General features: G+C 72.2%; 21 protein-coding genes. 16 read left to right on the forward strand and 5 right to left on the reverse strand.

What is annotated here, in order from left to right:
- The first annotated feature begins 76 nt into the window (after positions 1 to 76).
- Positions 77 to 1003 (forward strand): A/G-specific adenine glycosylase, encoded by a 927-nt coding sequence (locus ASD06_RS09355; RefSeq protein ID WP_235502282.1) that lies wholly within the window; start codon positions 77 to 79, stop codon positions 1001 to 1003.
- A 16-nt stretch (positions 1004 to 1019) separates the two neighbouring features.
- Here ASD06_RS09355 and ASD06_RS09360 read toward each other — a convergent pair whose 3' ends face one another.
- On the reverse strand, positions 1020 to 1532 hold the full coding sequence (locus ASD06_RS09360; RefSeq protein WP_056676120.1) for a hypothetical protein: 513 nt from the start codon (positions 1530 to 1532) through the stop codon (positions 1020 to 1022).
- A gap of 28 nt (positions 1533 to 1560) precedes the next feature.
- Between ASD06_RS09360 and ASD06_RS09365 the strand changes: the two genes are divergently transcribed.
- Genes ASD06_RS09365 through ASD06_RS09375 form a run of 3 tightly spaced genes read left to right on the forward strand, consistent with a single transcriptional unit; the run spans position 1561 to position 4212 of the window.
- Entirely contained in the window at positions 1561 to 2355 is a 795-nt protein-coding gene (locus ASD06_RS09365; RefSeq protein ID WP_056676123.1) for an ABC-2 family transporter protein, read from the forward strand.
- 1 nt (position 2356) lies between these two features.
- The gene (locus tag ASD06_RS09370; RefSeq protein WP_235502283.1) at positions 2357 to 3166 is read left to right on the forward strand and encodes an ABC transporter permease; all 810 of its coding nucleotides are present in this window, start codon (positions 2357 to 2359) and stop codon (positions 3164 to 3166) included.
- Positions 3163 to 4212: an ATP-binding cassette domain-containing protein gene (locus tag ASD06_RS09375; RefSeq protein WP_082537874.1), complete on the forward strand. Its 1050-nt coding sequence runs from the start codon at positions 3163 to 3165 to the stop codon at positions 4210 to 4212. Before ASD06_RS09370 ends, ASD06_RS09375 begins: the two co-directional genes overlap by 4 nt.
- Here ASD06_RS09375 and ASD06_RS09380 read toward each other — a convergent pair.
- Both ASD06_RS09380 and ASD06_RS09385 read right to left on the reverse strand, forming a co-directional pair.
- Complete coding sequence (locus ASD06_RS09380; protein WP_200941990.1) at positions 4182 to 4994, reverse strand: polysaccharide deacetylase family protein; 813 nt, start codon at positions 4992 to 4994, stop codon at positions 4182 to 4184. The two genes, ASD06_RS09375 and ASD06_RS09380, sit on opposite strands and share 31 nt — an antisense overlap.
- Before the next feature lie 22 nt (positions 4995 to 5016).
- A complete protein-coding gene (locus tag ASD06_RS09385; protein WP_056676129.1) occupies positions 5017 to 5538 on the reverse strand; it encodes an amino-acid N-acetyltransferase in 522 nt (173 codons plus the stop codon).
- Between the two features lie 138 nt (positions 5539 to 5676).
- Here ASD06_RS09385 and ASD06_RS09390 point away from each other — a divergent pair, with 138 nt between their 5' ends.
- From ASD06_RS09390 to ASD06_RS09445, 12 genes are all read left to right on the forward strand, one after another.
- A complete protein-coding gene (locus ASD06_RS09390; protein ID WP_082537875.1) occupies positions 5677 to 6069 on the forward strand; it encodes an STAS domain-containing protein in 393 nt (130 codons plus the stop codon).
- Positions 6066 to 6557, forward strand: a complete 492-nt coding sequence (locus tag ASD06_RS09395; RefSeq protein WP_056676134.1) for an ATP-binding protein — start codon at positions 6066 to 6068, stop codon at positions 6555 to 6557. The genes ASD06_RS09390 and ASD06_RS09395 overlap by 4 nt, the downstream gene beginning before the upstream one ends.
- Positions 6554 to 7816 (forward strand): PP2C family protein-serine/threonine phosphatase, encoded by a 1263-nt coding sequence (locus ASD06_RS09400; RefSeq protein WP_056676137.1) that lies wholly within the window; start codon positions 6554 to 6556, stop codon positions 7814 to 7816. The genes ASD06_RS09395 and ASD06_RS09400 overlap by 4 nt, the downstream gene beginning before the upstream one ends.
- Positions 7813 to 8139: an antibiotic biosynthesis monooxygenase gene (locus ASD06_RS09405; RefSeq protein WP_056676140.1), complete on the forward strand. Its 327-nt coding sequence runs from the start codon at positions 7813 to 7815 to the stop codon at positions 8137 to 8139. The genes ASD06_RS09400 and ASD06_RS09405 overlap by 4 nt, the downstream gene beginning before the upstream one ends.
- Complete coding sequence (locus tag ASD06_RS09410; RefSeq protein WP_056676143.1) at positions 8136 to 9170, forward strand: B12-binding domain-containing protein; 1035 nt, start codon at positions 8136 to 8138, stop codon at positions 9168 to 9170. Before ASD06_RS09405 ends, ASD06_RS09410 begins: the two co-directional genes overlap by 4 nt.
- 11 nt (positions 9171 to 9181) lie before the next feature.
- Entirely contained in the window at positions 9182 to 10204 is a 1023-nt protein-coding gene (locus tag ASD06_RS09415) for a LacI family DNA-binding transcriptional regulator (RefSeq protein ID WP_056676146.1), read from the forward strand.
- Positions 10205 to 10334: 130 nt separating this feature from the next.
- Entirely contained in the window at positions 10335 to 11627 is a 1293-nt protein-coding gene (locus tag ASD06_RS09420; protein ID WP_056676149.1) for an ABC transporter substrate-binding protein, read from the forward strand.
- Between the two features lie 15 nt (positions 11628 to 11642).
- On the forward strand, positions 11643 to 12689 hold the full coding sequence (locus ASD06_RS09425) for a carbohydrate ABC transporter permease (protein ID WP_369853713.1): 1047 nt from the start codon (positions 11643 to 11645) through the stop codon (positions 12687 to 12689).
- A complete protein-coding gene (locus ASD06_RS09430) occupies positions 12686 to 13570 on the forward strand; it encodes a carbohydrate ABC transporter permease (protein ID WP_056676155.1) in 885 nt (294 codons plus the stop codon). Before ASD06_RS09425 ends, ASD06_RS09430 begins: the two co-directional genes overlap by 4 nt.
- A 77-nt stretch (positions 13571 to 13647) precedes the next feature.
- A complete protein-coding gene (locus tag ASD06_RS09435) occupies positions 13648 to 15099 on the forward strand; it encodes a GH1 family beta-glucosidase (RefSeq protein WP_056676158.1) in 1452 nt (483 codons plus the stop codon).
- A gap of 29 nt (positions 15100 to 15128) precedes the next feature.
- The gene (locus ASD06_RS09440; RefSeq protein WP_056676162.1) at positions 15129 to 15797 is read left to right on the forward strand and encodes a hypothetical protein; all 669 of its coding nucleotides are present in this window, start codon (positions 15129 to 15131) and stop codon (positions 15795 to 15797) included.
- Positions 15798 to 15909: 112 nt separating this feature from the next.
- Positions 15910 to 17472: a diguanylate cyclase gene (locus ASD06_RS09445; RefSeq protein WP_056676164.1), complete on the forward strand. Its 1563-nt coding sequence runs from the start codon at positions 15910 to 15912 to the stop codon at positions 17470 to 17472.
- Positions 17473 to 17476: 4 nt separating this feature from the next.
- Here ASD06_RS09445 and ASD06_RS09450 read toward each other — a convergent pair whose 3' ends face one another.
- On the reverse strand, positions 17477 to 18049 hold the full coding sequence (locus ASD06_RS09450; RefSeq protein ID WP_056676167.1) for a GNAT family N-acetyltransferase: 573 nt from the start codon (positions 18047 to 18049) through the stop codon (positions 17477 to 17479).
- 88 nt (positions 18050 to 18137) lie between these two features.
- On the reverse strand, positions 18138 to 20634 hold a 2497-nt coding region (locus ASD06_RS09455), incomplete at its 5' end, for an ATP-dependent Clp protease ATP-binding subunit (RefSeq protein ID WP_157371631.1).
- Between the last annotated feature and the right edge of the window lie 109 nt (positions 20635 to 20743).

The raw sequence follows: 20743 nt of genomic DNA on the forward strand, positions 1-20743 counted from the left end.
GGGGCACCCAGTGGTAACACCGGCGCGCCCCGCTGATGGCAACGGGGTGCCCCAGTCGCCAACCTATGGCGACGGGGTGCCCCCGCGCCTCGAAGGCGGCCACCCGGTGCGGCAGGCAGGCGGCCGCAGGCTCGTCGACCCGCTGCTGCGCTGGTACGACGCCGCCGCGCGCGACCTGCCCTGGCGCGCGCCCGACCGCACGCCGTGGGGTGTGCTGGTCAGCGAGGTCATGCTGCAGCAGACGCCCGTGGCCCGCGTCGAGCCGGTCTGGCTCGAGTGGATGCGCCGCTGGCCGACGCCCGCCGATCTGGCGGCGGCCAGCCCCGGTGACGCCGTCCGGCACTGGGGCCGGCTCGGCTACCCCCGCCGCGCACTGCGGCTGCACGCGGCGGCCAGGCAGATCGTCGAGCGCCACGACGGTGAGGTGCCTGCCGATCTCGATCACCTGCTGGCGCTCGACGGCATCGGCACCTACACCGCGGCGGCCGTCGCGTCGTTCGCGTTCGGACGTCGCCACGCCGTGGTCGACACCAACGTGCGCCGGGTGCTGGTGCGTGCCGTCGAGGGAGAGGCCTTGCCCGCGCCGTCGCTGACCGCCGCCGAGCTGCGCCTGGCCGAGCGGGTCGTGCCGGACGACGAGGCGACGGCGGCGCGGTGGGCCGTGGCCGTGATGGAGCTCGGTGCGGTCGTCTGCACGGCGCGCTCGCCCCGGTGCGTCGACTGCCCCGTGGCCGACCGGTGCGCCTGGCGCCTGGCCGGCTCACCGGCGTACGACGGGCCGCCGCGGCGCGGACAAGCGTGGCACGGCACCGACCGCCAGGTGCGCGGGCGCCTGCTCGCGGTGCTGCGCGGCGCGAGCGCGCCGGTGCGGCTCGACGCGCTCGCCGCCGCGGTGCCGGACGACGAGCTGCGTGACTCCCGGCAACGCGACCGCTGCCTCGCCTCGCTCGTCGAGGACGGCCTGGCCGAACCGACCGCCGACGGCTACCGCCTCCCGCAGTAGCAGTCCGGCGACGCGATCAGCCGACCCGGAAGACCAGGCGGTCGTCCGGTGACCACACGTGCTCGTCGGTCGCGTGGTAGCCGCGCAGCCACGGCCGGCCGTCGACGACCCGCAGGTAGAAGCCCTTGGGCAGCACGTCGCCGTGGTCGAGCGGCAGCGAGGCGACGGTGAGAGACGCGGACGGGGCCGAGCCGTTCGACAGCACCGAGTCGGGCGCTGACTGCTGGTCGAGCATCACCAGGCGCAGGTACGGCCCGGTGACGAGCGGGCAGAGTGAGAGCCCCTGCGCCTGGGCCGTCGCCAGCACGGTCGACAGCGGGGCGCCGTCAGTGAGGCCGAGCTGCCCGACGGTGCGCTGCACGACCTCAAAGGCCTCCACCCGCTGCTGGTCGAAGGCCTCGTGGCGCAGCAGCAGCTCGGCCGAGGCGTTGAGCCCCACGCCTGCCGCCTCGAGGGCGGCGACCAGCTGCGCCCGGCTGAGCGCCCCGACCCGCACCGGGATCGGGCCTGGCGAGGCGACTTCGGGCACCGCGCCACGGTAGTAGAGTCTCGCGTTTGTGCGCTCACTGCTGGCCTACGGCGTCGCCGGCTTCCGGCGCTACGCGGCGTACCGCAGCGCCACCGTGGCCGGCGCGTTCACCAACACGGTGTTCGGCGTGGTCAAGGCCAGCATCACGCTCGCGGCCATCGCCTCGGCGGGGGGCGCGATCGCCGGGTACGACGCCCGCCAGGGGGCCACGTACGCGTTCCTCTGCCAGGCGCTGATCGCGCCCGTCGCGGTGTTCGGCTCGCGCGAGCTGGCCGACCGCATCCGCACCGGCGACATCGCGGTCGATCTCGCCCGCCCGGTGGATCTGCAGCTGTCGTGGCTCGCCGCCGACCTCGGGCGGGCGGCGTACGAGCTGCTCCCCCGGGGCCTGCCGCCGTTGCTCGTGGGCATCGCGTTCTTCGGGCTCACGGTGCCGCACGAGGTGCAGCCGTTCGCTCTGGGGGCGGTGAGCGTGCTGCTGGCCGTCGCGGTGTCGTTCGCCTGCCGCTACCTGCTCAACCTCACGGCGTTCTGGGTGGTCGAGATGCGCGGGCTGCTGACCCTCTACATGGTCGGCTCCAACGTGCTCACCGGCTTAGTCGTGCCGGTGCACTGGTTCCCGGGCTGGATGTCGGCGCTCGCCACCGCCACGCCGTTTCCGTCGATGCTGCAGGCTCCTGTGGACGTGATCTCCGGCCGGGCCGGGGGTTGGGACGGCGCCACAACGGTTGCGACACAGGCGTTGTGGCTCGTCGTGATGCTGGGCGTCGGCCGCGTCGTCACCGCTCGAGCGACGCGCCGTCTGGTGGTGCAAGGTGGCTGAGGTGTCGGCGCAGCACCCCCTGCGGGCCTACCGCGCGCTGTTGGGGTCACGTGTGCGCGCGCAGGCGAGCTACCGCGCGAGCTTCGCTCTCGACCTGCTCGGCTCCGTCGGCGTCGGGCTGCTGGAGGCGGCGGAGATCTACGTGATCTTCCACAACGTCGACGCCCTCGGCGGGCTGGGCATCGGCCCGGCACTGCTCGTCTTCGCCCTGGCCAACCTGTCCTTCTCGCTGGCGGGCGTCGTCGTCGGTCACCTCGACGAGCTGCCGACGTACCTGCGCGCCGGCACGCTCGACGCGATGCTGCTGCGACCGCTCCCGGTGCTGGCCCAGCTGGTGACCAGCGACGTGTCGCTGCGCCGGCTGGGTCGGGCTGCGGTCGCCGTGGTGGTGCTCGTGATCGCCCTGCCGCTCGCCGTCGACCAGTGGACAGCGAGCGCGGTCGCGATGTTGCTGCTCGCGCCGCTCACCGGCGCGGTGATCTTCGGCTCGCTGTTCGTGGCGGCCGCAGGGGTGCAGTTCTGGCTCATCGAGGGCTACGAGCTCACCAACGCGTTCACGTACGGTTCGTCGTACGTCTCGGCGTATCCCGCGAGCGTGCTGCACGTGGCGGTGCGCAGCTTCTTCACCTTCGTCGTCCCCGCCGCCTTCACGGCGTACCTGCCGACGCTCGTGATCACCGGGCATCCCGGACCCCCGGGGCTGCCGGCCTGGCTCGGGTGGTTCACCCCGCTGGCCGCGGTGCTGACAGCGGCCGCAGGACTGGCCTGCTGGCGAGCCGGCATCAGGCACTACACGGGAGCAGGCGGATGAACGAGCACACCACCCGCGTCGTCGCCGTCGAGTCGCTGCGCCGCGAGTTCGTGCTGCGTCGCTCGACCGGCCGGCTGCGGCGCGAACGGCACGTGGTGACGGCGGTGGACGACATCACCTTCGCCATCGAGGCCGGTGAGTCGGTGGGCTACATCGGCGCCAACGGCGCGGGCAAGTCCACGACGATCAAGATGCTCACGGGCATCCTCGTGCCGACGTCGGGCCGGGTGACGACGTGCGGCCTGGACCCCGTGCGCCGACGCCGCGAGCTCGCCCGGCACGTGGGCGTCGTCTTCGGGCAGCGCAGCCAGCTGTGGTGGGACCTGCCGCTGCACGAGTCGTTCCGGGTGCTCGCCGCGATCCACGGCATCGCGGACGGCGAGTGGCAGCGTCGACGCGACGAGCTGGTCGAGCGCCTGGAGCTCGCCGCGTTCCTGGAGCAGCCCGTGCGCCAGCTGAGCCTCGGCCAGCGCATGCGCGGCGAGGTGGCCGCGGCGCTCCTGCACCGCCCCCGGCTCGTCGTGCTCGACGAGCCGACGATCGGCCTCGACGTGCTGAGCAAGGAGCGGCTGCGGGTGTTCCTGCGCGAGCAGCGCGCGGAGCACGGGACGACCCTGCTGCTCACGACCCACGACATGGGCGACATCGAGCGGCTCTGCGAGCGCGTGCTCGTCGTCGACCAGGGGCGGCTCGCCTACGACGGCAGCCTGCCGGGCCTGGTGGGGCGGGTCGGCGCCGAGCGCGTGCTGGTCGTCGACCTCGCCGAGCCGTGGGCGCCGCTCGACGACGTGCCGGGCACGCGCCTGGTGGGAACCGAGGCCGACGGTCTGCGCCAGCGCCTCGCCTTCACCCCGCAGAGCACTACTGCTGCAGCGGTTCTGGCCGAGGTGAGCCGCCGGGTTGAGGTGCGCGACCTGTCGGTGGAGGAGCCCGACATCGAGGACGTCGTGCGCCGGCTCTACCTCACTCAGCAGCCGACTCAGCAGCCGACTCAGCAGCCGACTCAGCAGCCGACTCAGCAGCCGGGCACGGCCTCGAACCGGTAGCCGCGGGCGGCGAGCACCGGCAGCGCGCGACGCAGTGCGGCCACGGTCTGCGACCGGTCACCACCGCCGTCGTGCATGATCACGGTGCTGCCGGGGCGCACGTCGTGCAGCAGGTGCTGCTCGATGGAGGCGACCCCGGGCTTCGCCCAGTCATCGGTCTCGACGTTCCACAGCACGATCGTGAGGCCCAGCTGCGCCGCGAGCGCCCGCACGCGGTGGTCGACCGAGCCGTACGGCGGCCGCAGGCACGTGGTACCGCGTGGGCCGGCCAGCACCGCCTCTCGCATGGCTGTGGCGTCGAGGTCGGTGAGGCGCTGGTGGTGACCGGTGTGGTTGCCGACGGCCTGCCCCGCGGCGCGCACGGCCGCCGCCGCCTGCGGGTGGTCGCGCACCTGCGAGCCGACCTCGAAGAACGTCGCGCGAGCGTGGTAGCGCGCCAGCAGCGCGAGCACCTGCGGCGTCCAGTGCGGGTCGGGACCGTCGTCGAAGGTGAGGTAGACCACCCTGCCGGTGGGCGGCCGCCGCGACGCGGCGTCGGCGCGGTGCGGTCGAGGCGCGGGCGAGGTCGGGCGACCGGCGGTCGTCGGCGGGCTGACCGCGGTGACGCCCACCGACACCGGCGCCGAGCTCACCGCCTGCGCCGCCTGCACCGAGCGGTCGCTGGCGTGCTGCACGTGCACGGCGCCCGTGCTCGCGGTGGCTCCGGCCAGCACGAGGCACACGGCGGTCGCGAGCACCGCCAGCGTGCGCGGCCGCCGCACCGCCCCCCAGGTCCTGCGCACCGCCGTTCCCCCTGTCGTCTCGCTAGAGCTCGCGCAGCATCCTCGTGTTGCCGAGGGTGTTGGGCTTCACCCGGTCGAGCTCCAGGAACTCCGCGACGCCCTCATCGTACGAGCGCAACAGCTCGGCGTAGACCTCTGGCGTCACCGGCGCGCCGTCGATCGGGTGGAAGCCGTGACGAGCGAAGAAGTCGGTCTCGAAGGTCAGGCAGAACAGCCGGCGCACCCCCAGCTCACTCGCTGCGGTCACCAGCGACTCCAGCAGCGCGCCGCCGACCCCCTGACCCAGGAACGTCGGCGCCACGGCGAGCGTGCGCACCTCGGCCAGGTCGTCCCACAGCACGTGCAGGGCGCCGCACCCGGCCAGCACGCCGCCGTCCGCCTCGGCCACCAGGAACTGCTGCAAGCCCTCGTAGTAGGCCACGGCGTCCTTGCTCACCAGCACCCGCTCGCGCGCGAGCGGCTCCACGAGGGCGCGGATCGCCCGGACGTCGCTGGTGCGGGCGGGACGGATCCGGACGCTGCGGGGTCGCTGGGCCTCACTCACCGGGCCATTCTCCCCGTCTGCGCGGCAAATTCCCCGCAAGACGTACGCCTGGGCCGGCTCACGCGTCGATGTTCCGGGGAATTCGCCGCGGAAGGCGCTCGATGCGCCTGCAAGCACATTCTGAGGTAGCGTGCCTGGGTGCCCAGCGAGGGAGGTGACCGCGTGCGCCCCGATCCCGGAGTCGTCCAGGTCACGGCCAGCGGCGAGCTCGACGCCGCGACCGACGAGCTCTCGCGGGCCCTGGACTCCGCGGTCGCGGGCGGCGCCGACCGCCTCGTCGTCGACCTGCTCGACGTCACCTTCATCGACTCCAGCGTCGTGCGCGACCTCGTGCTCGCCCACCGCGCGGTGAGCGAGCGGGGCGGCTGGGTGCGCATCGTCTACACCCACCACCTGATCAAGCGGGTCATCGAGATCTGCGGCCTGACCCAGGTGTTCCCGCAGTACCCCACGGTGGCCGCGGCCATCAGCCGCACGCCGCACCACTCCGACGTCAACGTGGGCGGCAGCACCCGCGGAGGTGCGTCATGAGCCAGCCCATCGGTGAGCTGTCGCTGCCGCCCGAGGTCACCAGCGTCACGCGGGCTCGGCACTTCGTGCGCGACACGCTCACGAAGTTCGGCGTGCCCGACTGCACGGACGACGCCCAGCTGGCCGTGAGCGAGCTCATCGCCAACGCCGTCAAGCACGCCCGCACCCCGCTCGTGCTCGAGCTCACGGCCGATGACGACCACCTCACGGTGACGGTGATCGACGGCGAGCCTGAGCTCACCGCGCAGGTGCAGCAGCACGCGCTCGCCGAGAGCGGGCGCGGCCTGCGGATCGTGGCCGCCGTCGCCGCCGACTGGGGCATGGAGCGCCGCGACGACGGCAAGGCCCTGTGGTTCCGCCTGCCCCTGCGCAAGCCGCGGGGGCGCGCACCGGTGGTGCAGCTGCGAGCCTCACGTGCCGACCAGCGCTCGCACGTCGCCGAGAACGCCGGCCGCAGCCAACGCTCGAGCCGGTCGTCAAGCGGATGACGAGCAGCAGCCTGGACCTCAAGGAAGCTCCCTCAGCCCCCGCGCTGGCGTTCGCCGCGGAGGTGACGCTCGCGCTGGCAGCGACCCTCAACCTGCGCCGCACGCTGGGTCGAACGCTCAGCCTCGCGGTGCCGCGCCTCGCCGACTGGGCGTACGCCGGCGTCACCGACGGTCTGCGCGTGCTGCGCATGCACGTCGCGCACGACGAGGCGCCCGTCGTCGAGGAGGACGCCGCCCGCGCGGCGCGTCGGCCCGTGCCCGGCCCCGGCTCCGGGCTGGCCCGCGAGGTGCACCACCTCACGGCCCTCGGCGTGCCGGACGCCGTGGCCGCCGAGGCGCTCGAGGCGGCCGGGTGCGTGGAGTGGCTGCAGGTGCCGCTCGTGGCCCGCGGCACCCCCCGAGGCCTGCTGGTGCTGATGCGTCCGGCGTCCGAGCCGCTCGACGACGACCAGCGCCGCATGGTGCAGATGCTCGCCGACCGTGGGGCCCTGGCGATCGACGCCGCGTTGGTGTACGAGCAGCTGAGCGCCCTCGCCACCACGCTGCGCACCGCACTGCTGCCGCCCGCGGTGCCGGACGTGCCCGGCGTCCGGCTGGGCACGCGCTACCGGGCGGCGGTCGAGACGACCCAGATCGGCGGGGACTTCTTCGACTTCCACCGCAGCCAGTCAGGGCACTGGTGCCTCGCCCTCGGCGACGTCTGCGGCAAGGGCGTGGGCGCGGCCGTGCTCACCGGGCAGGTGCGCCAGTCGCTGCGGGTCGCGAGCGTCACCCACGACGACCCCGCCGAGGTCCTCGGCGTGCTCAACCAGTCGATGCTGCTGTCGGGATCGGCGAGCTTCGTCACGGTGGTGTGGGCGCGCCTGGAGCCGCGCGACGACGGGCTCGACGTCGTGCTCGCCGACGGCGGCCACCCGCCGCCGCTCGTGCTGCGCGCCGACGGCCGCGTCGAGGAGGTCGGCCCCACCGGCACCCTCGTCGGGCTGCTGCCCGAGGCGCGGGTGCCCACGGTGCGGGTGCAGCTCGACGCCGGCGACACCCTCGTGCTCTACACCGACGGCGTCACCGAGGCCCGCAGCCCCGACGGCAGCCTGCTGGGCGAGACGAGGCTGCGCACGCTGCTCGCGGACTGCGTCGGCATGACCAGCCAGTCGATCGGCGAGCGCATCGAGCAGGCGGCGATGGAGCACCTGCGCGGCCGCTCGCACGACGACATCGCGGTGCTCGCGATCCAGCCCGACCTGGAAGGCGCCGCATGAGCGACCCGCCTGCAGCCCCACCGTCGGACTACGCCGTGCTGAGCGAGCTGCGCGTGCCGGAGGGCAGCGGCGACGTCCTCGAGGCGGCCTTCGCCGACCGGCTCGGCGAGGTCGAGCAGCACGCCGGCTTCCGCCGCCTGGAGGTCTGGCGCGACGCCCGCGACGCCACGCGCTACCTCATGATGACCTGGTGGGCCGCGCCCGAGGACTTCCGCGCGTACATGCGCAGCGAGGAGCACCGGCGCTCGCACGCCCGCATCCCGGGCGCGCCGCACCAGCCGAAGGGCGTGCGCGTCGAGCAGTTCCACGTGGTCGCCCGGTGAGCGCCGGCACGCCGCTGGGCGAGCGGTACTGGGCCGCCCTGGCAGCCGGTGACCGGCGCGGCGCCGTCCGGCTCGCGCTGGAGTCGCTGGAGTCCGGCAGCACCATCGAGCAGACGCTCAGCGAGCTCGTCTGCCCCGCCCAGGTCGAGGTGGGACGGCGCTGGGCGAGCAACGAGTGGAACGTCGCCCGAGAGCACATCGCCACGAGCATCAGCGAGGAGGTCGTCGCCGCGCTGGCGGCCGCCACCGACGCGACCCCGACGCGGGTCGGCACCGCGGTGGTGTGCTGCGTCGAGGGCGAGTGGCACGCCCTTCCCGCCCGGGTGCTGTCGGAGACCCTGCGGGTCAACGGCTGGGACGTCCACTACCTCGGAGCCTCGCTGCCCGCCCAGCACCTGGCGCAGTACGTGCACGACGTCGGGCCCGACGTCATCGGCCTGTCGTGCTCGGTGTCGACCTCCTTGCCGCACGCTCGCCACATGATCGAGGCCTCCCGCGGGGCAGGCGTGCCGGTGGTGGCTGGTGGCCGCGGGTTCGGCGCGGACGGCCGATGGGCTCGAGCCCTCGGCGCCAACGGCTGGGCGCCCACCGCCACCGACGCCGTGCGCCTGCTCAGCCAACCGACGTGGCCGCGGTACGCAGACCCCGCCCCGGCCTTGCCCCACCCCGACGACGCGGCGCCGCTGCTGCGGTCAGGCGCGCACGACCTGGCGCTGCAGGCCATGGGCCGACTGGAGCAGCGCTTCCCGGCCATGCGCCAGTACCCGTCAGCGGCGCTCGACCGCACGCGCGAGGACCTCGAGCACATCGTGGAGTTCCTGTCGGCCGCGCTCTTCGTCGACGACGCCACGCTGTTCGTCGAGTTCGTCGAGTGGCTGCACGAGCTGCTTGCGGCGCGCCACGTGCCCGACGTCGCCCTGACCTCGGGCCTCGAGGCCGTGCGCGAGGTGGTGCCCGACGTCCAGCGGGTGCGGCAGTTCGTCGACACGGCGCGCGCTGCGGTCGACGCTCGGCTCACGCGCTCGGCCTAGACTCCAGCAGCGTGACTGCTGACACGTCGAGCGCGCCGACGCTGGAGTCCGTGGCCGCACGGGCGGGCGTGTCGCGGGCTACCGCCGGCCGCGTCCTGGCCGGCTCGCCGCGCGTGAGCGAGGCCGCGCGAGCGGCGGTGCTCGCGGCGGCGGCCGAGCTGTCGTACGTCACCAACCGCGCCGCCCGCTCGCTCGTCACCCGCCGCAGCGACTCCCTCGCCTTCGTCGTGTCGGAGTCGGAGGAGCGGGTGTTCGCCGACCCGTTCTTCCCGGCGGTGCTGCGTGGCGCGCACAAGGTGATGGCCGACCACCGCCTGCAGCTGGTCTTCGTCGTGCTGTCGACCGAGGCCGAGCACGACCAGTTCTTCCGGTTCGCAGCCGGCGGCCACGTCGACGGCGCGATGTTCGTGTCGCTGCACGGTGACGACCCGCTGCCCTCGCGGCTGCGCAAGGTCGGGATCCCGGTGGTGCTGTCGGGCCGCCCCTTCCGATCCGACGACGACGTGCCCTACGTCGACGCCGACAACCTGGGCGGCGCGCGCACCGCCACACGAGCCCTCCTCGAGGCCGGCTGCCGGCGCCTCGCGACCATCACCGGACCTCTCGACATGCCGGCTGCCCAAGACCGCCTCGAGGGCTTCACCCAGGAGCTGCGAGCGGCCGGACAGCGGCCCGCAGCGTCCCGCACCGCCACCGGCGACTTCTCCACCGAGGGGGGCTTTCGTGCCATGAAAACCCTTCTGCGGCAACGCGTCCACCCCGATGGCGTCTTCGTGGCGAACGACCAGATGGCACTCGGCGCCCTGCGTGCGCTGCACGACGCAGGGCTGGAGGTACCGCGCGACGTCAAGGTCGTCGGCTTCGACGACAGCACCCTCGCCACGGTCGCCTACCCTCCGCTCACGACGGTGCGCCAGCCCATGGAGCAGCTGGGCCGCGAGATGGCCCGGGTGCTGACCGCGATCGTCGCCGGCGACGCGGTCGAGCCGTCGGTGGTGCTGCCGACCGAGCTCGTGCGTCGCGACACCTGCTGACCCGGCTCTTGACAGCCCCCAGGAGGTGCCGCGAGGATCTGCGACCAATGTGAGAGCGCTCTCACGTCGGCGACGCCCTCACCGTCCGCCCCCTCGAAACCCCCGGCCCTCGGGCCGAAAGGAGCACCGGATGCACCTGCGACGGCCCGCGACCGCCCTGGCGGCCGCGACGATCTGCACCGCCCTCAGCGTCACCGCCTGCGGCGGGGGCAGCGACGACTCGGCCGCCGCGAGCGGCGCCACCACGCTCACCGTCAGCCTGTTCGGCACCTTCGGGTACCAGGAGGCCGGGCTGTTCGACAAGTACCACCAGCTGCACCCGGACATCACCATCAAGTACGACTCCACCCAGCAGGAGAAGAACTACTGGACCGCCCTGCAGACCAAGCTCGCGTCCGGGCGCGGCGCCTCCGACGTCCAGGGCATCGAGGTGGGCCGCATCACCGACGTCGTCGCCAACCAGGCGGGCAAGTGGGTCGACCTGAAGAAGACCTCGGCCAGCGGCCAGATCGCCGACTACCCGGAGTGGAAGGAGGCGGCCGCCACCACCAAGGACGGCAAGGTCGTCGGCCTCGGCACCGACATCGGCCCCACTGGCATCTGCTACCGCACCGACCTGCTGAAGCAGGCCGGTCTGCCCGACGACCCCCAGCAGCTCGCTGCGAAGATGACGTCCTGGGACGACTACATCGCCCTCGGCCAGCAGTTCAAGGCCAAGGCACCCAAGGGCACGGCGTGGACCGACTCGGCCGGCGGCATCTACAACGTCGTGATGTCGACCGAGAAGGAGATCTTCTACGACGCCGACGGCAAGCTGATCTGGGACACCAACCCCGCGGTGAAGCACGCGTTCGACCTCGGCGCCCAGGCCGCCCAGCAGGGGCTGACCGCCAAGCTCGGCCAGTTCACCCCCGAGTGGGACCAGGGCTTCAGCACCGGCTCGTTCGCCACCATCGCCTGCCCCTCGTGGATGATCGGCTACATCAAGGGCAAGGCCGGTGACGCCGGCAGCGGCAAGTGGAACGTCACCACCCTGCCCGGTGGGGTCGGCGGCAACTGGGGCGGCGCCTACCTCGGCATCCCCGCGAGCAGCAAGCACCAGAAGCAGGCCGCTGAGCTCATCGCCTGGCTGACCGCGCCGGAGCAGCAGGCCACGGTGTTCGCGAAGGTCGGCAACTTCCCGTCCAACACCAAGGCGTTCCCGCTGGTGGCCGACACCAAGGACGACTACTTCAGCGGCGCAGCCATCGGCAAGGTCTTCGGTGACATCGCCAAGGCCGCTCCGACGCAGATCCACGGCAAGGACGACGGCGTGATCGGCAACCAGATCGGCACCGCGCTGCAGTCGGTCGAGTCCAACAACGTCGCACCCGACAAGGCGTGGAACACCCTGCGCGACCAGCTGAAGAACCAGCTCGGCTGACGCGGAGGCCTGTTCATCGTGTCCCACCGGACCACCGCCGGGCCGGCCCCGGAGGTCGCTGCGCTCCCCGCCGTCGCAGCCTCCTCCGCCGGCCCGGCGGTCACGCCGCCCGGCTCGTCCACGTCGCGGTCGCCGTCTTCGGCACCGCTGCCGCCCCGCGGCTGGCGCCACCGCTTGTTCCACGTCGAACGCCGGGCCGCGCCGTACGCGTACGTCGCACCGTTCTTCCTGGTGTTCGGGGCGTTCGGGCTCTTCCCGCTCGTCTACACCGCGTGGATCAGCCTGCACGACTACCAGCTCGGCTCCGACATGAGCTGGATCGGGCTCGACAACTACCGCTGGCTGTTCACGAACCCGTTGTTCTACAACGCGTTGTGGACGACGTTCACCATCGGCGTGATCTCGACGGTGCCGCAGCTGCTGCTGGCCCTCGGGCTCGCGCACCTGCTCAACTACTCGATGCGGGTGCGCACGTTCTTCCGCGTCTCGATGATCATGCCGTACGCGACGTCAGTGGCGGCGTCCACGCTGGTGTTCGCCCAGCTGTTCGGTCGCGACAACGGCTTCGCCAACTGGATCCTGTCGTGGTTCGGCATCGGCGCCATCGACTGGCGCAACGGCAACTGGACGGCGCAGATCGCCATCTCGATCATCGTCACCTGGCGCTGGACCGGCTACAACGCGCTGATCTACCTGGCCGGCATGCAGTCGATCTCGCAGGACCTCTACGAGGCGGCGGCCATCGACGGCGCCAGCCGCTGGCAGCAGTTCCGGCACGTGACGCTGCCCGGCCTGCGCCCGACCATCCTGTTCACGATCGTGGTGTCGACGATCGGTGCGACCCAGCTGTTCGGTGAGCCGCTGCTGTTCGGCAACGGCGTCCCCGACGGCGGTGCGGTGCACCAGTACCAGACGATCGGCCTGTTCATGTACCAGCAGGGCTGGCAGTACCTGCAGCTCGGCAAGGCGGCCTCGGTGGCGTGGGTGACCTTCCTGCTCATCGTGGTGCTGGTGCTGGTCAACACGACGCTGGCGCGCTGGCGGACGAGGAGCGAGCGATGACCACCGTGCCCCTGCCCGGCGCCGTGGGCAGCTCCCGACGGCGCGCGCGCCGACCCGCGGCGTCGGGTCTGCGCGCCGGGCCCGTCACCTACGTGCTGCTCGGCCTCACGGCGGTGCTGTTCGTGCTGCCCTTCTACTACATGCTGGTCGTGGCGAGCCGCACGATGGCCGAGGTCAACCAGGTGCCGCCGCCGCTCACCCCCGGCGGCAACCTGCTGCACAACATCCAAGCGGCCTTGGAGCAGCAGAACATCGGCAAGGCGCTGCTCAACTCGGTGATCGTGTCGGGCTGCATCACCGTGAGCACGGTGCTCTTCTGCACCCTCGCCGGCTTCGCCTTCGCCAAGCTGCGGTTCCGCGGCAAGGTCGTGCTGTTCACCGTGGCCGTGGGCACGATGATGATCCCGCCGACGCTGGGGGTCGTCCCGCTCTACCAGGTGATGTCGGCGCTGCACCTCACCGGACGACTGGGCTCGGTGATCCTGCCCTCACTCGTCAGCGCGTTCGGCGTCTTCTTCATGCGGCAGTTCCTCAGCCAGTCGCTGCCCGCCGAGCTGCTCGAGGCCGCGCGGGTCGACGGCGCGACCACCACGCGCACGTTCATCAGCATCGTGCTGCCCATCGCCCGGCCGGGCATGGCGGTGCTGGGGATGCTGACGTTCATGGCGGCCTGGAACGACTTCTTCTGGCCGATCATCGCGCTGGACTCGACGAACCCGACGGTGCAGGTCGCGCTCAACAACCTCGGCGGCGGCTACGTGCCCGACCAGTCGATCATCCTGGCCGGCACGCTCATCGGCACCCTGCCCGTGATCGTCGTGTTCGTGCTGCTCGGGCGGCAGGTCGTCAGCGGGATCATCGCGGGCGCGGTGAAGGGGTGAACCGCCCTCCAGCGACCGATCGACGTACCGTCGAAGAAGGATCCACCACACCCACCCACCAGGAGACGAGGCAGCACGTGGCTCAGAACACCCGCCAGTTCCCCGAGGACTTCCTCTGGGGCTCGGCGACGGCGTCGTACCAGATCGAGGGAGCGGTGGCCGAGGGTGGCCGCACGCCGTCGATCTGGGACACGTTCAGCCACACCCCGGGCAAGGTCGCGAACGGCGACACCGGCGACGTGGCCGATGACCACTACCACCGGTTCCGTGAGGACGTCGCGATCATGCGCGACCTCGGCCTGCGCTCGTACCGCTTCTCCGTCGCGTGGCCGCGCATCACACCGCAGGTCACCCCGGACGCGCTCGGCCCGGTGAACGACGAAGGGCTGGACTTCTACCGGGCGCTGGTCGCCGAGCTCGTGGCCGCGGGTATCGAGCCCGCCGTCACGCTCTACCACTGGGACCTGCCTCAAGCGCTCGAGGACGCCGGCGGCTGGGCCGAGCGCCGCACCGCCGAGCGGTTCGCCGAGTACGCAGCGGTGGTGGCCCGCGCCCTCTCGCCGCAGGTGGACACGTTCATCACGCTCAACGAGCCGTGGTGCTCGGCGTACCTGGGTTACGCCAGCGGCGTGCACGCTCCCGGACGCCAGGATCCGGCGTCCGCGCTGGCGGCCGTGCACCACCTGAACCTCGCTCACGGCCTGGCCACGTCGGCCATCCGAGCTGCCGTGCCGTCGGCTCGCGTCGCCCTGACGCTCAACCTGGCGTGGGTGCACGCGCCCGACGGCACGGCCTACTCCGACGAGCTGCTCGCGTCGTCCGAGGGTGACCGCGACGCCGTGCGGCGGATCGACGGGCTGCAGAACCGCGTGTTCCTCGACCCGGTGATGAGCGGGCGCTACCCGGCCGACGTCCAGCACGACACCGCCGGCGTCACGGACTGGTCGTTCGTGCGCGACGGCGACCTCGAGCTCGTGCACCAGGTGCCCGACGTCCTCGGCCTGAACTACTACTCGCCCACGCTCGTACGCCGTTGGGACGGCTCGTCGCCGCGGCAGACGGCCGACGGCCACGACGCCAGCGCGGCCAGCCCGTGGATCGCGTGCGACGACGTGGAGTTCCCCGAGCAGCCCGGCCAGCACACCGACATGGGCTGGGCCATCGACCCACGAGGCATGACCGAGCTGCTGCTGCGGCTGCACCGCGACTACCCCGGCGTCGAGCTGATGGTCACCGAGAACGGCGCGGCCTTCCCCGACCAGGTGTCGGACGACGGCGCCGTGCACGACCCGGCCCGCATCGACTACCTCGACCAGCACCTCGCTGCGGTGCTCGACGCGATCCACGCGGGCGCGCCGGTGCGCGGGTACTACCTGTGGTCGCTGCTCGACAACTTCGAGTGGTCGTTCGGGTACTCCAAGCGCTTCGGGGTCGTGCACGTCGACTACGACACTCAAGCACGCACGATCAAGGACAGCGGGCGCTGGTACGCCAAGGTCGTGGCGTCCGGCGAGCTCCCGACCGCCTGAGGCAGCCACCCGCGCGTAGCATCCGACGCATGCCGGTGCGCGCGGTGCTGCAGAGGGGCCCGAAGGACAAGAAGTCGGTGGCGTTCGCCGTCGACTGGCCAGGGTGGAGCCGTGGCGCCAAGACCGCCGACCAGGCGGTGGAGACGCTCGAGGCGTACCGCGAGCGCTACCGGCCGATCGCGCAGGCCGCCGGACTCAGCGACGAGCTCGACGCCCAGGGCGACATCGAGCTCGTGCTCGACGAGGTCGGCACGGGATCGACCGACTTCTGGGGCATCTCGTTCGCGCCGTCCGCGCTCGAGACCGAGCCGATGGACGACGCCGAGCTCGACCGCAAGATCGCCCTGCTGCGCGCGTGCTGGGCCCACTTCGACGCCGTCGGTGCCCGCGTGTCGGCTGAGCTGGCCAAGGGACCGCGCGGCGGGGGCCGCGAGCGCGACGAGATCATCGCTCACGTGCTGCGCGTCGAGAGCCTGGACTTCGCCAAGCGCCTCGGCCTGCGCGTCGAGGAGGGCAGCCTCACCTCACCGACGGCGATCCAGCAGTACCGCGACGACTACGTCACCCTGATGCGCGCCTACAACGCCGGCGAGGGCAAGCGCATGCGGTCGTGGAACCTGCCGTTCCTCATCCGCCACACCGCCTTCCACGTGATGGACCACGCGTGGGAGATGGCCGACAAGGACCTCAGCGCCTGACTGCTGTCGACCCGCCGAGTCGTGAGACGCGCGGGTGAGGATCGTAAAGGGCGCGCACAGTGCTGCCGACCTAGAGTGAGCAGCCGACGGTGTCGAGACGAGGGAGCGGCGGGTGAACGACGAGCGCCGCGCTCTCGACGAGGCCTACCGCCTGCTCGAGGCCGTGCAGGGCGACGCACCCGACGTCGCGCTCGAGGCGACCGAGCGAGCCCACCATCGGGCTCGCGAGCGCGGCTGGACGCACGTCGAGCTGCTGCTCGACCTCGTGCGCTGCGTGCACGGCCTCGTCCACGGGCCGAGCGAGCAGACGCGGGCCACGCTGGAGGAGCTGCTCACGGGAGCGCGGGCAGCGTCCGCGACCGCGCTGGAGGCCGCGGGCCTCGGCGTGCGCGCTGTGCTCGCGGGAACCCGCGGAGACACCGCGGCCCTGCTCGCTGACGCCGCCGAGGCGGTGCGCCTGCTCGACGACGCCCAGCAGCCCGCGTCCGAGCGCAGCACCGCGTACGTCGTGGTGGCCGCCGCCTACAACAGCCTGAGACTGTGGGAGCTCGTCGACGAGCTGTACCAGTACGCCGAGCAGTGCGAGGGCCTCGACCCCGCCACCGCCCAGCGCGCGGCGATCGCCGTCGACCGCGTGCTCGTCCGGGTCGAGTGGGCGCTGGCCCTCGCCGAGGTCGGCCGCGACGACGAGTCGCGCGAACAGCTGCGTCGCGCCGCCGTCGCCGTCGACGCCGCGCGGGGCACCGCGATGCCGCACCTGTGGCGGCAGGTGGCCGACGCCGGCAGCCAGGTCGTCGCCCTGCTCGGCGACGCCGACCCGCTGCGTCACGAGCGCACCGTGGCCACGACGGTCGCCAGCCTGCGGTCGCTCGGCGACGTCGAGCTGCTGCCCCTGCTCGAAGCGTCGTGGGCGTTGGCGCTGCACCGGGCCGGTCACCGCCGTCGGGCCCGGTCCGCCGCGAAGGCCCTGCCGCTCGACACCTCGACGTCCTCCGGCGGGTCGACCATCCCCTCGTGGGTGCGCGCCCTCGTGCTGCGCAGCCGCCGTCCGTCGTTGGCGCTGCGCGCGCAGGCCGAGCACATCGACCGGCTGGCGGCGACGCGCTGGGACGCCCGGCTCGGCATGCTGGACGCCGCCCGAGCGCAGATCGACGTCTCGCGCCGACGCGCCGAGCGCGAGCAGCTGCTGCGTGAGGCCACCACCGACGCCCTGACCGGCCTGCGCAACCGCCGGGTCTTCGACACCTGGCTCGCCGACGGCGCCGGCGCCCCGGCGAGCGACGGGCTGCTGCTCATCGACCTCGACGAGTTCAAGGAGGTCAACGACCGGCTCGGGCACGGCGTGGGCGACGAGGTGCTGCGCGTCTTCGGTGGCCTCGTGCAGCACGTGCTGCGGCCCGGTGACGCGGCCGTGCGGCTCGGGGGTGACGAGTTCGCCGTCTTGGTCGGCGACTGCGCCGACGACCTCGAGCTCGCCGAGCGCGACGCGGCGCTGCGGGCCCTGGTGGCGGCCTACGACTGGCCGTCGCTGCTGGGCGGACGCCGCCTGCAGATCAGCACCGGAGCGGGCGTGCGCAGCGACGACGCCACCATGTCGCGCACCGACCTGTACCGCTTCGCCGACGACGACCTCTACGCCGCCAAGCGCCGACGCACCACGCCCTCGACGCCCTGACGCGTCAGGCCCGCGCCCGCTGCCGCGCTCGCCACTCGGTGGCCAGCATCGCGTACTGGTACCCGTCGACCCAGCCGAGCTCGGCGTGCCAGGAGTCCTCGACGCCGTGCTGCTCGCGCCGCATCCCGGCCTTCTCCAGCACCCGGGCCGACGCCGGGTTGTCGGCGTTGCAGCCTGCCGTCACGCGACGGAGCCCGAGGGGGCCGAAGGCGGCGTCCAGCAGGCCCTGCACCACGTCGGTGGCGATGCCCTGACCCCAGACCCTCGGGTCGACGATGTAGCCGATGAGGCCCTCGGTGCCCCGGGGCATCCCCGGCTGCCCCATGCCGTCGACGACCTCGAGGAAGGCGATCGCCACGACCTCGCCGTCGCGCTCGACGACGCAGGAGAAGTCCGTGGGGCTGTCGGCCACCGCCGCCCAGTCGCGCCGGAAGTCGTCGGCGTCGACGCTGGTGCGCAGCATGAACCGGTTGACGTCAGGGTCGTTGCGGAAGGCGAGCATGGCCTCGACGTCCTCCCGACCGGCGTCTCGCAGCACGACGGAACCGACACGCGCAGGCCACGGGGTGCTCGTCATGAGCCCAGTCTGCCCGGGTTCGCCCGGGCACGACGAAGGGCGGGACCCTGTCGGATCCCGCCCCTCGTCGTCGGACTGGCTCGCCGCCTCAGGCCGAGGCGGTCCCGTGCTCGCCGGGCTCGGTGCCGCCCTCGGACGGCGCACCCACCGCAGCGGGCTCGGGCACCGTGGCCTTGGGGGTACCGGCGAAGGTGAACTGGCGGGCCTTGCCCTCACCCTCGACGTCGACCAGGACGATCGAGCCGGCCCTCAGCTCGCCGTACAGGATCTTCTCGGACAGCACGTCCTCGACGTCGCGCTGGATGGTGCGGCGCAGCGGGCGCGCACCCAGCACCGGGTCGTAGCCGCGCTCGGCGAGCAGCGCCTTGGCCGCGGGCGTGAGCTCGATGCCCATGTCCTTGTCCTTGAGGCGCTCGTCGAGCTTGGCGAGCATGAGGTCGACGATCTGGATGATCTCGTCCTGCGTCAGCTGCGGGAAGACGATCGTGTCGTCGACGCGGTTCAGGAACTCGGGGCGGAAGTGGCTCTTCAGCTCCTCGTTGACCTTCGACTTCATGCGCTCGTAGTTCGTCGAGGTGTCGTTGCCGGACGAGAACCCGACGCCCTGGCCCTTGGAGATGTCCCGGGTGCCGAGGTTGGTCGTCATGATGATGACGGTGTTCTTGAAGTCGACCATCCGGCCCTGGGAGTCGGTGAGGCGACCGTCCTCCAGGATCTGCAGCAGCGAGTTGAAGATGTCCGGGTGGGCCTTCTCGACCTCGTCGAACAGCACGACCGAGAACGGCTTGCGGCGGACCTTCTCGGTGAGCTGGCCGCCCTCCTCGTACCCGACGTAGCCGGGCGGGGAGCCGAACAGCCGCGAGACGGTGTGCTTCTCGCTGAACTCGCTCATGTCGAGCTGGATCAGCGAGTCCTCGTCGCCGAACAGGAACTCCGCGAGCGTCTTGGCGAGCTCGGTCTTACCGACGCCGGTGGGGCCGGCGAAGATGAACGAGCCACCCGGACGGCGCGGGTCCTTCAGGCCGGCGCGGGTGCGCCGGATCGCCTGCGACAGCGCCTTGATGGCGTCGTCCATGCCGACGATCCGCTTGTGCAGCTCGTCCTCCATGCGCAACAGGCGCGAGGACTCCTCCTCGGTGAGCTTGAACACCGGGATGCCCGTGGCGGTGGCGAGGACCTCGGCGATGAGCTCCTCGTCGACCTCGGCGACGACGTCCATGTCGCCGGCCTTCCACTGCTTCTCGCGCTCACCCTTCTCGGCGAGCAGGCGCTTCTCAGTGTCGCGCAGCGCGGCGGCCTTCTCGAAGTCCTGCGCGTCGATCGCCGACTCCTTCTCGCGGCGGGTGGCCGCGATGCGCTCGTCGAACTCGCGCAGGTCCGGCGGGGCGGTCATCCGGCGGATGCGCAGGCGCGCGCCCGCCTCGTCGATGAGGTCGATCGCCTTGTCGGGCAGGAACCGGTCGTTGATGTAGCGGTCGGCCAGCGTGGCCGCGCCCACCAGCGCGGCGTCCGTGATCGAGACGCGGTGGTGCGCCTCGTAGCGGTCGCGCAGGCCCTTGAGGATCTCGATGGTGTGGGCAAGGTTGGGCTCGGCCACCTGGATCGGCTGGAACCGGCGCTCGAGCGCGGGGTCCTTCTCGATGTACTTGCGGTACTCGTCGAGGGTCGTCGCACCGATGGTCTGCAGCTCACCGCGCGAGAGCATCGGCTTGAGGATGGACGCCGCGTCGATCGCGCCCTCGGCCGCACCAGCACCAACGAGGGTGTGGATCTCGTCGATGAACAAGATGATGTCGCCGCGGGTGCGGATCTCCTTCAGCACCTTCTTCAGGCGCTCCTCGAAGTCACCGCGGTAGCGGCTGCCGGCCACGAGCGCGCCGAGGTCGAGGGTGTAGATCTGCTTGTCCTTGAGCGTCTCGGGCACCTCGCCCTTGACGATCCCCTGGGCCAGGCCCTCGACGACGGCGGTCTTGCCGACGCCGGGCTCGCCGATGAGGATCGGGTTGTTCTTGGTGCGGCGCGAGAGCACCTGCATGACGCGCTCGATCTCCTTCTCACGCCCGATCACCGGGTCGAGCTTGCCCTCGCGGGCGCCCTGCGTGAGGTTGCGACCGAACTGGTCGAGCACGAGCGAGCCGGACGGCGTCCCCTCGGCGGGGCCGGTGGCCGCGGGCTCCTTGCCCTGGTAGCCCGACAGCAGCTGGATGACCTGCTGGCGGACGCGGTTGAGGTCGGCGCCCAGCTTCACCAGGACCTGCGCGGCGACACCTTCGCCCTCGCGGATCAGGCCCAGCAGGATGTGCTCGGTGCCGATGTAGTTGTGGCCGAGCTGCAGCGCCTCGCGCAGGCTCAGCTCGAGCACCTTCTTCGCGCGCGGCGTGAAGGGGATGTGACCGGACGGCGCCTGCTGGCCCTGGCCGATGATCTCCTGCACCTGCTCGCGCACGGCGTCCAGCGAGATCCCGAGGCTCTCGAGCGCCTTCGCGGCGACTCCCTCGCCCTCGTGGATCAGCCCGAGCAGGATGTGCTCGGTGCCGATGTAGTTGTGGTTGAGCATGCGGGCTTCTTCTTGCGCCAGCACGACANAGCGGGGCTCTCCCCTCCCTCGCCACGTTTGATGCTATCCCCGTGATACGACGTCGACCCGTTCACCGCCCACATCGTGACCTCACGGTCACCAGACGAAAGCAGACC

The sequence above is a fragment of the Angustibacter sp. Root456 genome (genome assembly GCF_001426435.1).
In the GTDB taxonomy this organism is placed as follows: Bacteria; Actinomycetota; Actinomycetes; order Actinomycetales; family Angustibacteraceae; genus Angustibacter.